Origin of the sequence: Aedoeadaptatus coli (assembly GCF_900343085.1) — a bacterium.
In the GTDB taxonomy this organism is placed as follows: Bacteria; Bacillota; Clostridia; order Tissierellales; family Peptoniphilaceae; genus Aedoeadaptatus; species Aedoeadaptatus coli.
Window position 1 is genome coordinate 1 of the sequence record NZ_OPYI01000021.1, and the last position, 14829, is coordinate 14829.

The following is a 14829-nucleotide window of genomic DNA, read 5'->3' on the forward strand; positions in this document are numbered from 1 at the left end:
ACGAGTTTAATGAGAACCACGGGGTCGATGCTGGGTCGGCCGTTGTCTAGACAGTAAAGGTCTTCCACCAGGTCATAGATGAAGTCGAAGTCCACGTAACGGTCAATTTTTCGCAAAAGATGATCTGCCGGCACGAGTTGGTCCAGAGCAATCATTTGAATTTGTTCTACTTTTTTCTTGTCTTCTTTGTGTAGCATGGCGGCCTCCTTTTTTCTCTATTTTACTATAATTGAGGCGAATGCTGTTTGATGACACAAAAAAAGGAAGGGTGAATCGGATGATTCTCCCTCCCTTTGTCATCACTCTGAGGACGGGAAACCGTCCTTTTTTTGTGGGCGAAACTCGTCCATTTGCGCAATAAAAAAGACCGCCGAAGCGGTCGATCCTATTTCAGATGTTCTTTCATAAAAGCCATGAGGGCTTTGTCGTCGATTTTTCCCGTGCCGTTCGCCGGTAGGGCATCGTGAACCATAATGTACTTGGGCACTTTGTACTTCACGAGCTTGTGGTGGATGTAGTTGCGAATCATGTCCTTGGCCTTGTCTTCGTCCATGTCTTCCAAGAAGGACACGTGGAGGCAGGCCTCTTCGCCCATAAACTCGTCCTTCGTCGCCAGCACCCGGGCCTGATCGATGAAGTCCAATTCCTTGACCACATTTTCGATTTCGATGGCGGAAATATTTTCGCCGCCGCGAATAATAATGTCTTTGGTCCGGCCGGAGATATACAGGCGTCCCTCTTCGTCCTTGTAGCCCACGTCGCCGGTGCAGAGCCAGTCCTTTTCCGTGTAGCGATGCTTGCCGTTAATGTAGCCTGTCATAACATTGATGCCGCGAACGAAAATATTGCCGGGGTAATTCGGGGGAAGCTCCTTGCGATTGTTGTCCACAATGGCCACTTCCACGCCGTCGATGGGGGTGCCGACGCTGGAGGATGCAATGGCTTCGCTTTCGTCCGGACGCACCAGGGTCACCGCCGGGGAGGTTTCCGTTTGGCCGTAGGACTGAATCAAATGCTCAAAGCCGAAGGCCGATTTAATGATTTCATATTCCCGCGGCGTCAAAGGCGCGCCGGCGATAATGCCGCTCTTTAAGGAAGAGAGATCGTAGTCTTCCAGATTGTTGTGGCGCATGTCGACGATAAAGAGGGTGGGCACGCCGTTAAAGACCGTGATCTTGTAGCGACCGATGGCGGCCAGTTGATTGAAGGATTTCACATTGTCCAAGATCACCGCGGTGCCTCCGCACATAAAGGCGGTCAAGGCCGTGGCCGTGAGGCCGAAGCAGTGGAACATGGGCACGCAGAGCAAGAAGCGGTCCGTTTCGTCCCAACCGACGACCTTCACCATGGTGTCTGCATTGGAAATGAGATTTCTGTGGGTGAGCTGCACCCCCTTGGGCACGCCGGTGGTGCCGGAGGTGAGAAGAATGCAGGCCACCTCCGTGGGATCGTCGACAAGTTCCAGGCTCAGTAAGTGGGAGAAGCGGTGGCCTTCGCTACCGTAGAGCACGTGGAAATTCTTGTTGACCTTGTAGAGATCGCGAATGTGTTGGGCGTAATCCTGCTGGCCGTTGGTTACCACGGTATCGGCACCGACGATGTCCATAATTTGCGCGATTTCGGAGGTCGTAAAGGAAGGGTTCACCGGCACGGCAACGGCACCGAGCATTTGCAAACCGAAAAAAGTGAAGATCCAGTCCGCCGAATTTTCACCCATAATAAGCACGTGATCGCCGCGCTTCACGCCGGAGGTGGCGAAGTACGCGGCGAAAGACAGGGAGATATCGTGTAAATCCCTGTACGTGTACTCCTTCTCCTTATGTATAATGGCGACGTGATCGGGATACATGTCATTCCATAAAAAGGGCATGTACCCGAGGGTCTTGTTATAGTCCATGGCGACCTCCTACGTTTTCGCAACAGAAAGCGTTATCTTTATATGCCTCGCGGGCTATGAATACTAGTATACAAGAACTACTTTACTACAAATGAAATTTTTATCAAGAGAAAAAATCGAAAAAAGCAGATAAATGCCGCGAAAAATCCTTTAGAAAGAATTTTTTGCCGTTTGAATGGGAAAACTATTTCAAAAATTGCCCGCCGTTTTCGGAATCGCATCGGGAAAATACGGGAAAGAGAAATAGCTTAACTACCGCCTTTGGGAAGTGTGCTAAAATAGATTCGAATATAGGAATCAGATTATTGTGCATTCTAAAAACAACTTGCAATTGTTTTTATGACATAGTAGACTAGTAGACAAGAAGGAGACGTATATGGAAAGCAGGACCAACTCGGATACCCTGTATCAGGCGCTCTTGCATCAGATTATCGACTTGACGCTCTATCCGGGTATGGGTATTAGCGAAAACGCTATCAGCCGCAGATTCGATGTGTCACGGTCGGTGGTCCGAAGCGCATTTGCGCGCCTGGTACAATTAAAATTTTTAGTCGTTTACCCGCAACGCGGCACCTACGTAAGCCTGGTCAATCCGGTTTACATACGCAAAGCCCTGTTTATACGGGCGGCAGTTGAAAAGGAAGTGTTGCGCGGGTTTATGAAATGTCCCATAGATAAGTCAAATATCTACGGGAAAATGGAGGCAAATTTAGAGGAACAGCGGCAATTTTGTAATGAAACAAAATACGTCGAGCGTTTCCGCCTCCTGGACGAAGAATTTCACAACTATATTTTAGCAGCCAACGACTCGCAAGACGTGCTGCATTTGCTGGACGATCACCTTCTTCATATTGCCCGTTGGCGCAATATTTACGTAGACAGCGGCGTGTCTTTGTCCATCTTGGTGGATCAACACGAACGCATTTTAAGGGCCATCGAAGCGCGGGATTTAAACGATGCGCTGGATGCCACGGACCTGCACATCAACACGGTCCACGAATTGGTTCTCAGCGATCCGAAATTTTCAAGTTACTTTGAAAAGGTTTAGGATCGTTAAGATTGTTAAGTAGTAGTTTTGTCAAGGTTATGGGGATGTTAGTCCCGAAGGACTTGAAAGGAAGGATCAGATGACAGAAAGCAGAAAACTTTTAGAAGGTGTAAAGGTTGTTGAACTGGCAACCTTTATTGCAGCGGCAACGACCGGTCGGTTCTTAGCAGACTTAGGCGCAGACGTCGTTAAAATCGAACAAAAAAACGGCGACCCCCTTCGCTACACTGCCCCTTCTGAAGGCAGACCCTTAGATATGCACGAAAACACCACCTGGGAATTGGAAAACGGCAACAAACGCTGCCTCTCCATCGACACCCGTACGGAAGAAGGGAAAGAAATCCTCTTCAAGTTATTGGACGAAGCCGATATCTTAATTACCAACTGGCGTACCAAAGCTTTGGTTAAATCCGGTTTGGATTACGAAACCTTAAAGGAAAGATATCCGAAGCTCGTTTACGGTATCTGCACCGGCTACGGCGAATACGGTCCGGACAAAAACCTCCCCGGCTTCGACTTCACCTCTTTCTTCGCACGCGGCGGTTATTTGGAAACATTGAGACAAAAATCCGATGTCCCCATGAACGTCGTACCCGGCGTCGGCGACCACAACGTCGGCATGAACTTGGCAGCCGGTATCCTGGCCGCTCTGTATCACGCAAAAATGACGGGCAAGGGCGAAAAGGTTGAAACCAGCTTGTTCGAAACCGCCATCTTCAACATGGGTATGATGGTTCAAGCAGCACAATACACCGACTACGGCGAAAAATACCCCATCGACATTCGCAATTCCCCGAACCCCTTCCTGGCTTGCTGGAAGAGTAAAGAAGGTCGTTTCGTACAAACCTGTATGCCCGACTACAATACCTATTTCGAACGCTTCATGACGGCATTGGGCCTCACGGAATTCTTAGGCGAAGAAAAAGACAAGTACTTCCCCGTACAACACTTAATCGAAAACGGCTTGGGACCGAAACTTTACGACGCCATTATGGAACGCTTCGAAACCAAGACCATTGCCGAATGGAATGAAATCTTAGTTGAAGCGGACATTCCCTTCGCATTGGCAAAGAACTGGGAAGAACTCCTGGAAGACGAACAAGCATGGGCCAACGACTGCTTCCGCAAGATGGAATACCCCAGCGGCGAACGCATTCTCGTTAACCAACCGGTTCGCTACCACGAAATGGGCAAAACGCCTTACGAAAAAGGCCCCCTCATCGGCGAACACACCGTTGAAGTCTTAAAAGAACTGGGTTACGACGACGCCAAGATCAAAGAGCTCATCGACAGCAAAATTGCTTACGAATGGGACAAATAAGTTAGTCGAAAGACACTGAGAAAATAGAAGGATGGGAAAGTGGATATTATAACCATGGGCATCGACATCGGTTCCACCTCTTCAAAAGCCGTTATTTTGAAGAACGGAAAAGATGTCTTGGCAAAAGAAGTGGTAAGTTTAGGCGCAGGCACCAGCGGGGCGCAACAAGTCATCGACAAGCTGGTCGCCGAGACAAACCTCGGAAAAGAAGATATCGACTACATCGTAGCCACAGGTTACGGACGCAATTCCTTTAAGGGCGCGGACAAGACCATGAGCGAGTTGTCTTGCCACGCCAAAGGCGGCGTCTTCCTGTTCGGCGACATAGGCACCATTGTGGACATCGGCGGCCAAGACATTAAGGCCCTGGCCGTTCGCGACGGAATGTTGCAAAACTTCCTCATGAACGACAAATGTGCCGCGGGAACCGGCCGCTTTTTGGAAGTCATGGCCCGGGTTTTAGACGTGCACATCGACGATTTAGGAAAGCTCGATGCCGAAGCCACAGGCAAAGCGTCGATCAGTTCCACCTGCACGGTTTTTGCGGAATCGGAAGTCATTTCCGCCCTGGCAAAAGACAATCCCATTCCCAACATCGTTCGCGGGATTCACGCCTCCGTGGCGACGAAAGTTGCAGGCTTGGCACGACGGGTCGGTTTAAAACAACCCGTGGTCATGACCGGCGGCGTATCGAGAAATCCCGGCATCGTACGCGCATTGGAAAACGAATTGGACTGCGAAATTAAAGTTTCAGAGGATTCACAACTGGCCGGTGCGTTCGGCGCCGCCCTCTATGCCTATGAAGCATGTCAACAACAGAAATAAGGAAGGATGGAGTATGTCTAAAGAATCGTTAAAAGAAAGAGAAGCGCAAATCAGAGAGCAGTATAAAGACGTTCCGCCGGCAAAAATGATCGCCATGATCGCCGGCAACGGCTACAAGGAAGCGGCAGAAGCCAAGGCCGCCGGCGAACCGGTGGGTTGGTGTGCATCGAACTTCCCCCAAGAAATTCTGGAAACCTTAGGCATTAAGGTCGTTTATCCGGAAAACCACGCAGCAGCTGTTGCAGCCAAAGGCGGCGGGGAACGCATGTGTAATGTCGCCGAAGATGACGGTTATTCCAACGATATCTGTGCTTACGCCAGAATCTCCATGGCCTACACCGAAGAAACGGACATTCCCGAACTCAACATGCCGCAACCCGACTTTGTCGCTTGCTGCAACAACATCTGCAACTGCATGATCAAATGGTACGAAAACCTGGCAAGAGAATTGGATATTCCCTTCATCATGATCGACGTACCCTACAACAACGAATACGAAGCCGGCGAAGATCGCGTCGCTTATTTAAAGGGCCAATTCGACGTCGCCATTAAACAACTGGAAGAAATTTCCGGCAAGAAATGGGACCAAGAAAAATTCGAAGAAGTCATGGAAATCTCCGCCAGAACCGGTAGAGGATGGCTCGACGCCACGTCCTATTCCAAGTACACCCCCTCGCCCTTCAGCGGTTTCGACATTTTCAACCACATGGCCGTTGCCGTTTGTGCAAGAGGTAAATTGGAATCCGCCATCGCTTTCGAACGCTTGGCAGAAGAATTCGACCAAAAAGTCAAAGACGGCGTCTCCGGCTTCAAGGGCGAAGAAAAATACCGCATCATCTTCGAAGGCATCGCCTGCTGGCCGCACCTGCGCCACACCTACAAAGGCCTTCAAGGCCAAGGCGTTAACGTCGTCGGTACGGTTTATGCCGATGCATTCGGTTACGTCTATGACAACACCAACGAATTAATGCAAGCTTACTGCGGCACCCCCAACGCCATCAGCTACGAACGCTCCCTGGATATGCGTCTGAAGCTCGCCGAACAAAACAATGTCGACGGCATGCTCGTTCACATTAACCGCTCCTGCAAACAATGGAGTGCCATTTCCTATCAAATGGAAAGAGACTTCAGAGAAAAGACCGGTCTTCCCACGGCAACCTTCGACGGTGACCAAGCAGACCCGAGAAACTTCTCCGAGGCCCAATACGACACCCGTGTCCAAGGCCTGATCGAAGTTATGGAAGCGAACAAGCAAAAGAAATCGAAGGAGGCATAAGGATGAGCGCGGTAGATTTAATTCAATCCTTAGAAATTGATGCCCTGAAAGGGATCGATCGCTATGTAAACGAAGGTAAGAAAGTCATCGGTATTTCGGCTCCGGGCGTCGTTCCGGAAGAAATCATCCACGCCGCAGGCATGGTCCCCGTTACCATTTGGGGCGCCAAAGGCGAAGTCGGACCGAGCAAGGAATACTTCCCTGCATTCTACGCATCGGTGATCCTGCGTACCATGGACTTAGGCTTGGAAGGCAAGCTGGACAAACTTTCCGGTATGGTCATTACCAATTTAAGCGACGGTTTAAAGGGCTTCAGCCAAAACTGGAAACGCGCCATCGACGTGCCCATGCTCTACATCCCCTACGGCCAAAACCGTAAGATCGAAGCGGGCATCGAGTTCAACGAAAAACAATTCCTGCACCTCAAAGATGCGCTGGAAGAAATCGGCGGCGAAAAAATTGCCGACGAAAAAATCGAAGAAGCCATCGTTCTTTACAACGAACACAGAAAAGCCATGCTCGAATTCAACGAACTGGCTGCCAAGCACTTAAACACCGTGACGCCCCTGTTGCGTAACCGCGTCTTCGCCAGTGCCTATGTCTATGCCAAGGACGAACACCTGGAAAAGGTAAAAGCCATTAACGAAGCACTTCGCGCCATGCCCGAAGAAGAATTCAAAGGCAAGAAAATCGTCACCACCGGCATCATCGCCAACTCGGAAGACATCTTAAAGATCTTCGAAGAGTTCGGCTTCGGCATCGTCGACGACAACGTGCTCCACGAATCCACTCAATACGAAACCATGGCCGAAGAAAAGACCGGCAAGCCGGTTCGCGCCCTGGCCGAAGTATTTGCCAATATCGAAGGCAACACCTTCGTCTTCGACGAAAAGAAACTCAGAGGCTCCATTATCGCCGACAAGGTGAAGAAACATGGCGCAAACGGCGTCGTTTACCTCTTGACCAAGTTCAGCGACACCGACGAGTTCGACTTCCCGATCATCCGCAAAGACCTGCAAGCTGCGGGCATCCCCATGAACATGATTGAAGTGGATCAACAAATGGTCAGCTTCGAACAAGCCAAGACGGCCCTTCAAGCATTTGCAGACATTATCTAAGCTGTATACCGGTGTCCCGTGTATATAAACTTTGTTCAGCCACCCCCGATGCGGGGGTTTCGGCTGAACGGTAGGAAAACTATTTCATCATCTACTAAAGGAGGAAACAATGTTAAAAATCAGAAGTACCTGTAACAAGAACTACGTTGAAAAATTCGGCGTGGAAAGACCGGCAGACTGGGACTACAAGTACATTAACTTTCCCTGCTCCGACGAAGAATTAGCAGAACAATGCAAAGACGCAGACGTCATCCACTGCGGTCCCGTCGACTTCTTCAGAAAAGAAGTCATCGACAAATTGGAAAACGTCAAATTAATCCAATCCTTAGGCGTCGGCTTCGACAAGATCGACTTGGAAGCTGCAAAAGCCAAAGGCATCTATGTATGTAACAACCGCGGCGTCAACGCGCGCCCCGTAGCCGAGCTCGCCGTTACCCACATGCTGACCAGCCTTCGCAGAATGCCCGAAGCGGACATGAAGATCAAATTAAAAGGCGCAGAAGGCTTTAAAGAAAGCTACAAAGAATACACCGAAAAGGGACAAGTCGAAATGGGTTCCCGCGTCGTCGGTCTTGTCGGCCTCGGTGCCATCGGCCACGAAGCAGTAAAATTATTACAACCCTTCGGCTGCAAGATGTACTACTACGACGTCTTCCGTCAAGAAGATTTCGAAAAGGAATACGGCGTTGAATACCTGAGCCTCGACGAAATCTACGAAAAATGCGACATCATTTCCTACCACGTACCCGTACTGGATTCCACCCGCGGCATGATCAATAAAGAAGCCATCGCCAAGATGAAACAAGACGCCATCATCGTTAACGTTGCACGCGGCGACTTAATGAACAACGCCGATGTAGCCGAAGCATTAAACGCAGGCAAGATCTACGTTGCCATGGACGTTATCGCTCCGGAACCGCCGACCGCTGACGATCCCTTGTTCCACTTAAACGAAACCGGCATGGCACGTTTCTCCATTACGCCCCACATTGCCGGTACCACGGACGATTCTTTCATGCGTATGAGCCAATGGTCCTACGAAAACATGGCAAGAATCGAAAAAGGCGAAAAGCCCATTAACATCGTAAACGGCCTGTAATTCGATCAGGCTATAAACACAGAAGCCCGAAAGGGCTAAGGAGTGCTTATGGAAATTAAAAGAAAAGACATCATCGTCTGTGGTTTTGCCCTATTCGCCATCTTCTTCGGCGCAGGCAACATGATCTTCCCGCCGTACCTCGGCGTACAAGCCGGTGACCGTTGGTTTACCGCGGCAATCGGCTTCCTTCTCTCCGACCCGGTTCTTCCCGTCCTCGGCGTTATCGTTACCGCGCGCTTAGGCGGACGTGCCATCGACCTCGGAAAGCGCGTCGGTTGGAAATTCTCGGCTGTTATCTCGGCCATCTGTATCTTAATCATCGGGCCGTTCTTCGCCGTTCCCAGAACCGGTGCCACGACCCACGAAATGTTTATCGCACCGAACCTTCCCAGCGTCCCCCCGTTTGTAACATCCATCGTGTTCTTCGGCTTGACCCTGTACTTGGTTCTGAACCCCGGCAAGGTATTGGACTACATCGGCCAATTCCTTACACCGGCTCTGTTGATCATCCTCGCGGTTATTACCGCCGTGGCTATCGTCAATCCGCCGGCAGCAGCCATTGCGACCGACACCCCCGAACTCTTCAAAATGAGTTTTAAAGAAGGTTACCAAACCATGGACGCCCTCGGCGCATCCCTTATGAGTGGGATCGTCTTAACCGACTTGATCCGCCGCGGCTACACCGACGACAAGACCCAAGTTAAAGCGAGCATCCAAATCGGTATCATCGCCTTTATCTGCTTGGCTCTCGTTTACGGCTCCCTCACCTATGTAGGTAGTACCGTCAGCTCCATGTTCACTCCGGATATGGATCGTACCGCCATCTTACTGGGCACCGTCGAAACCTTGTTGGGCGGCGTAGGTAAATTCCTCTTAGGTTTGGGTGTTGCATTGGCATGCCTCACCACCTCCACCGGTTTGATTTCCACCTGCGGGAACTTCTTCAATGACGTTACCGACGGCAAATTACAATACAAACACATCGTTGCTGTCGCTACCGTTATCGCTTTCGCCATCTCCTTAATCGGCGTCGAAGGCATCATCAACGTCGCCGTTCCCGTACTCACGGCTGTCTTCCCCATCGTCATCTTCCTGATCCTCGCATCGATCTTTGATTTCCAAATCAAATACAACGGCGTCTTCATCGGCGGCGTCATCGGTGCAGGCGCGATCGGCATCATCGAGGCCATCAACCTGTTCTCGAAAATGCAAGGCGGCAATGCCTTGGGCGGCCTCGTTGACAAAATCAACACCTTCCCGCTGGCCAACTTCGCCTTCGAATGGCTCGTACCGGCCGTCATCTGCGCGGTAATCGGCGGCCTCCTCGGCAAAGCCACCGGCTTCGGCGGTACCCGTGAAGACACCTACCGAGAACAAGCCATCCGCGAAGAAAAACGCAAAGCGCTTGAAAACGCGTAAATCCACCGTTCCCATTATTTAAATCACACGAAAAGGAGCTATTACATGGCAAATAAAACAATGACCGCTTTGGGTAAACAAAAATCCGTTATCCGTGAATTGGCCGGCTTCGGCGCAGAACGCGCAAAAGTCGTCGGTCCGGAAAATGTATTGAACTTCTCCATCGGCAACCCCAGCGTTCCCGCACCGAAGGAAGTTAAAGAAGCGATTTTGGACATCATCCAAACCGAAACGCCCCAAGCCGTTCACAGCTACTCCGCAGGTAACGGGATGGAATCCACGAGAAAAGCCATCGCTGACAACCTGAACAAACGCTACGGCACCGACTACGGCGCAGACAACCTTTATATGACCTGCGGCGCCGCTGCATCCTTGAACATTGCATTAGCAGCTTTAATCGAAGAACCCAGCGACGAAATCGTCGTTCTCGCTCCCTTCTTCCCCGAATACACCGTCTTCATCGAATCCCAAGGCGGAAAAATGGTACTCGTCGAAGCACGCGATGACATGCAACTTCACGCTGAAGATGTTGAAAAGGCCATTACGAAAAACACCCGTGCCGTCTTAATCAACACGCCGAACAACCCGGCAGGCGTTATCTACTCCAAGGAAGCTTTGGAAGAATTGGCAGCCATGCTCGAAAAGAAGAGCAAGGAATTCGGTCGCCCGATCTATATCTTAAGTGACGAACCCTACCGCGAACTCGTTCTCGTCGACGACGCAGAAGTCGCTTGGGTACCCAGCATTTACGACAACACCGTCGTATGCTACAGCTGGTCGAAATCCCTCTCCTTACCGGGCGAACGGATCGGCTACATCCTCGTTCCCGGAAAAGTTGAAGACAAAGACCTTATGCCCGCCATCGGCGGAGCAGGCCGTGCATTGGGCTACGTCTGTGCACCGACCTTAATGCAAAAAGTCATCGAACGCTGCGTCGACGTCGAACCCGATGTTGAAGTTTATAAGAAAAACAGAGACCTCTTATTCGACGGCTTAACCGAAATGGGCTATGTCGTAGCAAAACCGGCAGGCGCTTTCTACCTGTTCATTAAATCCCCGGACGGAGACAGCGAAACCTTCTCCGATCGCGCAAAAGAATACGATATGCTCGTCGTCCCCGGCACCGGCTTCGGCTCCAAGGCCTTCATGCGCCTGAGCTACTGTGTCGATACGGAAACCTGCGAAAAATCCCTGCCCATCTTCAAGGAAATGATGGACAAATACTATCGCTAAAAACCATGGTGTGACGACACACCTGAAAAAAAGCAAATCCGGGCTTCGGAAACGAAGCCTGGAAATTTGCTTTTTTTTCTTGTGATGTTTATGCATATGAGGTATACTGGTATACAAGAAGGTTTTCATTTCCTTCCCTGTGACCAAATCTTATTAAGTTGGTAAAGGACGCGGCATTCGGCAGAAAACGGAATCTGCCAAGGGCCGGGAAAACGTCACTGCCACTTCGACAAACGCAGGCTGTACAAGTTTGTACAGTGCAGAACAATTAGGAGGAAAACATGGAATTTACGCAAGAGCACAAACTCATCCGGGATTTGGCAATTAAATTTGCTGAACAAGAATTAACCGATGATGTCTTGGATGCAGCTGAAGAAACCGGCTGTTTAGACATGGACGTCGTCCGCAAAATGGGCGAAGCCGGATTCTTCGGCATTAAAGTCCCCAGAGAATTAGGCGGCGCCGGCGGCGACCACGTCGCATATGTTACCGTTATGGAAGAAATCGCAAAGAAGAGCGCAGTTGCTTCCGTATTCGTATCGAGCCCCAACTCCCTTTGCGGTGCGCCGATTCAATTAAGCGGTACGCCTGAACAAAAAGAAAAATACTTAAGCAAAATCGCCACGGGCGAGCTCATGTTCTGCTTCGGCTTAACCGAACCGGGCGCAGGTTCCGACGCAGGCGGCACCAAGACCACCGCCGTATTGGACGGAGACGAATGGGTTATCAACGGCCGTAAGACCTTTATTACCGGCGCACCCATTGCCGATTACAGCATTATCTATGCCAAGACCGACATGAAGGCCAAAGGCAGTGCCGGCATCACCGCATTTATCGTCGACTTAAAGAGTGAAGGCGTATCCTTCGGTAAGCCCGAAGAAAAAATGGGTATCATCGGTTGCCCCACCTCGGACATCGTCCTTGAAAACGTCCGCGTACCCAAAGAAAACATGTTGGGTCAAGAAGGCAAAGGCTTCACCAACGCCATGAAGACTTTGGACGTCGGCCGTATCGGTATCGCCGCTCAAGCCATCGGTGTCGCACAAGCCGCTTTGGACGAAGCCGTTAAATTCGCCAAAGAACGTGTTCAATTCGGTCAACCCATTGCGAAATTCCAAGGCATCAGCTTCAAGATCGCAAGAATGGCCGCAAAATTAGAAGCAGCCAAACTTCTCGTTTACGAAGCAGCTGCAGCAAAAGACCGCGGCGAAGACGCATCGAAGATTTGCTCCATGGCGAAATACTTCTGCTCCGAAACCTGCAACGAAATCGTCTACGACGCCCTTCAAGTACACGGCGGTTACGGCTACATCAAAGACTACAAGATCGAACGTCTTTACAGAGACGCACGGATTACGTCGATTTACGAAGGAACCAGCGAAGTTCAACTCCTCGTTATCGGCAGCCAACTTTTGAAATAAGAGCATACAGGAGGTTATCATGAATATAGTGGTATGTGTTAAACAAGTACCTGACACAACGGAAGTACGTCTGGATCCCAAGACCAACACCTTGATCCGTGAAGGCGTCCCCAGCATCATCAACCCGGACGACTTATCCGGTTTGGAAGTTGCTCTTCGCATTAAGGACCAAGATCCTGAAAACGTCAAAGTTTACGCGCTTTCCATGGGCCCGAACCAAGCTGAATATGCTCTTCGCGAAGCCTTGGCCATGGGCGCAGACGAAGCCATCTTAGTCAGCGACCGCGCATTCGGCGGCGCCGACACCTGGGCTACATCCTGCACCATTACCGCCGCCATCGAACACATCGACTACGATTTAGTTATCGCAGGTCGTCAAGCCATCGACGGCGATACGGCACAAGTCGGTCCCCAAATCGCAAGACACCTGAACATCCCCGCCATTTCCTATGCGGAAGATGTAAAAGTTGAAGACGGCAAGGTCATCGTAAAACGTCAATTCGAAGATCGCTACCACATCCTCGAAGCTGACATGCCCTTATTGATCACCACCTTGGCTGAATGTGCTCAACCCCGTTACATGACCATTCGCGGCATCTACGAAGCGCAAGAAAAACCCATTACCGTCTGGGGCTTAAAAGACATCGAAGACAAACTCGACCTGTCCAACATCGGTCTGAAAGGTTCTCCGACCCGCGTTAAACAATCCTTCCCGAAACAAGGAAAGGCCGCAGGTGTATTGCTTACAGACTTAACCGCCGACGAAGCCGCACAAGCTATTCTCGCGAAACTTAAAGAAAAATACATCATTTAAGGGGGAGAACAACATGAGTAAAGATATATACGTATTTATCGAACAAAGAGACAACAAACTTGAAAAAGTCGGTATCGAACTTCTCGGTAAAGCCCGCGAATTAGCCGACGATTTAGGTCAAAAGGTTGTTGGGATGCTCATCGGCGAAAACGTCAAGAGCGAAGCTGAAATCCTCTTCCGCCACGGCGCAGACAAAGCCGTCGTCGTCGAAGATCCCCGCTTAAAAGAATATTTAAGCGAAGACTATGCCGACGTGGTTTACGGAATCATCGAAAAATATGAACCCGAAATCGTCCTTTTCGGCGCAACCTCCATCGGCCGTGACCTGGCACCGAACTTGGCTGCCCGCGTACACACCGGTTTAACCGCCGACTGTACGAAATTGGAAATCGACCCGGAAAGCAAATTGCTTCGCATGACCCGTCCCGCATTCGGCGGTAACTTAATGGCTACCATCGTCTGCGAAGACTTCCGTCCCCAAATGGCTACCGTACGCCCCGGCGTTATGCCCAGCGTTGAATCCGTGACCGACGATGGTGAAATCATCGAAGACAAATTCGAATTCAGCCACGCCGAACCCATCGTTCGCTTAAAAGAAGTCTTAAAAATCGAAAACAAGAAAAAAGACATCACCGAAGCCAACATCCTCGTATCCGGCGGTCGCGGCTTAGGCGGTCCCGAAGGCTTCGACGCCTTAGACGGCCTGGCACACGAACTGGGTGCTGAAATTTCTTCCTCCAGAGCCGCTGTCGACTCCGGCTGGATCGAAAAATCCCAACAAGTCGGACAAACCGGTAAAACCGTACGTCCCGAATTGTACCTGGCATTAGGTATTTCCGGCGCCATCCAACACTTGGCAGGTATGGAAGAATCCGACCTGATCATCGCCGTCAATAAAGACGAAGGCGCACCGATCTTCGACGTAGCCGATCTCGGCGTCGTCGGCGACTTAAACGCCATCGTACCGAAGCTCGAAGAACTTCTCAAAAAAGAAAGAGAATTGAGCGAACAACTGTAATCAATCATTGGAAAAGCCTCCCGCGGGAGGCTTTCAGAGTGATGACAAAGGAGGGAGAATCATCCGATTCACCCTTCCTTTTTTTGTGTCATCAAACAGCATTCGCCTCAATTATAGTAAAATAGAGAAAAAAGGAGGCCGCCATGCTACACAAAGAAGACAAGAAAAAAGTAGAACAAATTCAAATGATTGCTCTGGATCAACTCGTGCCGGCAGATCATCTTTTGCGAAAAATTGACCGTTACGTGGACTTCGACTTCATCTATGACCTGGTGGAAGACCTTTACTGTCTAGACAACGGCCGACCCAGCATCGACCCCGTGGTTCTCATTAAACTCGT

Annotated in this window: 14 protein-coding genes; 12 read left to right on the plus strand and 2 right to left on the minus strand. The window is 50.3% G+C overall.

What is annotated here, in order from left to right; all coding sequences use genetic code 11:
• Both DG046_RS09040 and DG046_RS09045 read right to left on the minus strand, forming a co-directional pair.
• Positions 1–197, minus strand: a 197-nt coding sequence (locus tag DG046_RS09040; protein WP_470207167.1) for a transposase, incomplete at its 3' end; no start/stop codon positions are given.
• 188 nt (positions 198–385) lie between these two features.
• Entirely contained in the window at positions 386–1897 is a 1512-nt protein-coding gene (locus DG046_RS09045) for a class I adenylate-forming enzyme family protein (protein WP_108832184.1), read from the minus strand.
• A gap of 376 nt (positions 1898–2273) precedes the next feature.
• Here DG046_RS09045 and DG046_RS09050 point away from each other — a divergent pair, with 376 nt between their 5' ends.
• The 12 genes from DG046_RS09050 to DG046_RS09105 all read left to right on the plus strand — a co-directional run.
• The gene (locus DG046_RS09050) at positions 2274–2945 is read left to right on the plus strand and encodes a GntR family transcriptional regulator (RefSeq protein ID WP_108832185.1); all 672 of its coding nucleotides are present in this window, start codon (positions 2274–2276) and stop codon (positions 2943–2945) included.
• Between the two features lie 79 nt (positions 2946–3024).
• Positions 3025–4266, plus strand: a complete 1242-nt coding sequence (locus tag DG046_RS09055; RefSeq protein WP_108832186.1) for a CaiB/BaiF CoA transferase family protein — start codon at positions 3025–3027, stop codon at positions 4264–4266.
• 39 nt (positions 4267–4305) lie between these two features.
• The gene (locus DG046_RS09060) at positions 4306–5091 is read left to right on the plus strand and encodes an acyl-CoA dehydratase activase (protein ID WP_304485927.1); all 786 of its coding nucleotides are present in this window, start codon (positions 4306–4308) and stop codon (positions 5089–5091) included.
• A 13-nt stretch (positions 5092–5104) separates the two neighbouring features.
• On the plus strand, positions 5105–6367 hold the full coding sequence (locus DG046_RS09065) for a 2-hydroxyacyl-CoA dehydratase subunit D (RefSeq protein ID WP_199909615.1): 1263 nt from the start codon (positions 5105–5107) through the stop codon (positions 6365–6367).
• Positions 6368–6369: 2 nt separating this feature from the next.
• Positions 6370–7485 (plus strand): 2-hydroxyacyl-CoA dehydratase subunit D, encoded by a 1116-nt coding sequence (locus DG046_RS09070; protein WP_108832187.1) that lies wholly within the window; start codon positions 6370–6372, stop codon positions 7483–7485.
• Positions 7486–7594: 109 nt separating this feature from the next.
• Entirely contained in the window at positions 7595–8584 is a 990-nt protein-coding gene (locus DG046_RS09075) for a 2-hydroxyacid dehydrogenase (protein ID WP_108832188.1), read from the plus strand.
• Positions 8585–8632: 48 nt separating this feature from the next.
• A complete protein-coding gene (gene brnQ, locus DG046_RS09080) occupies positions 8633–10003 on the plus strand; it encodes a branched-chain amino acid transport system II carrier protein (RefSeq protein WP_108832189.1) in 1371 nt (456 codons plus the stop codon).
• Between the two features lie 45 nt (positions 10004–10048).
• Positions 10049–11236 carry a pyridoxal phosphate-dependent aminotransferase gene (locus DG046_RS09085; protein ID WP_108832190.1) on the plus strand — a complete coding sequence of 396 codons (1188 nt, stop codon included), beginning with the start codon at positions 10049–10051 and terminating at the stop codon, positions 11234–11236.
• A 281-nt stretch (positions 11237–11517) separates the two neighbouring features.
• The gene (locus DG046_RS09090) at positions 11518–12657 is read left to right on the plus strand and encodes an acyl-CoA dehydrogenase family protein (protein WP_108832191.1); all 1140 of its coding nucleotides are present in this window, start codon (positions 11518–11520) and stop codon (positions 12655–12657) included.
• A 19-nt stretch (positions 12658–12676) separates the two neighbouring features.
• Positions 12677–13471, plus strand: coding sequence for an electron transfer flavoprotein subunit beta/FixA family protein (locus DG046_RS09095; protein ID WP_108832192.1), 795 nt, complete (start codon positions 12677–12679; stop codon positions 13469–13471).
• A 13-nt stretch (positions 13472–13484) separates the two neighbouring features.
• The gene (locus DG046_RS09100) at positions 13485–14489 is read left to right on the plus strand and encodes an electron transfer flavoprotein subunit alpha/FixB family protein (protein WP_108832193.1); all 1005 of its coding nucleotides are present in this window, start codon (positions 13485–13487) and stop codon (positions 14487–14489) included.
• A 143-nt stretch (positions 14490–14632) separates the two neighbouring features.
• On the plus strand, positions 14633–14829 hold a 197-nt coding region (locus DG046_RS09105; protein ID WP_470207167.1), incomplete at its 3' end, for a transposase.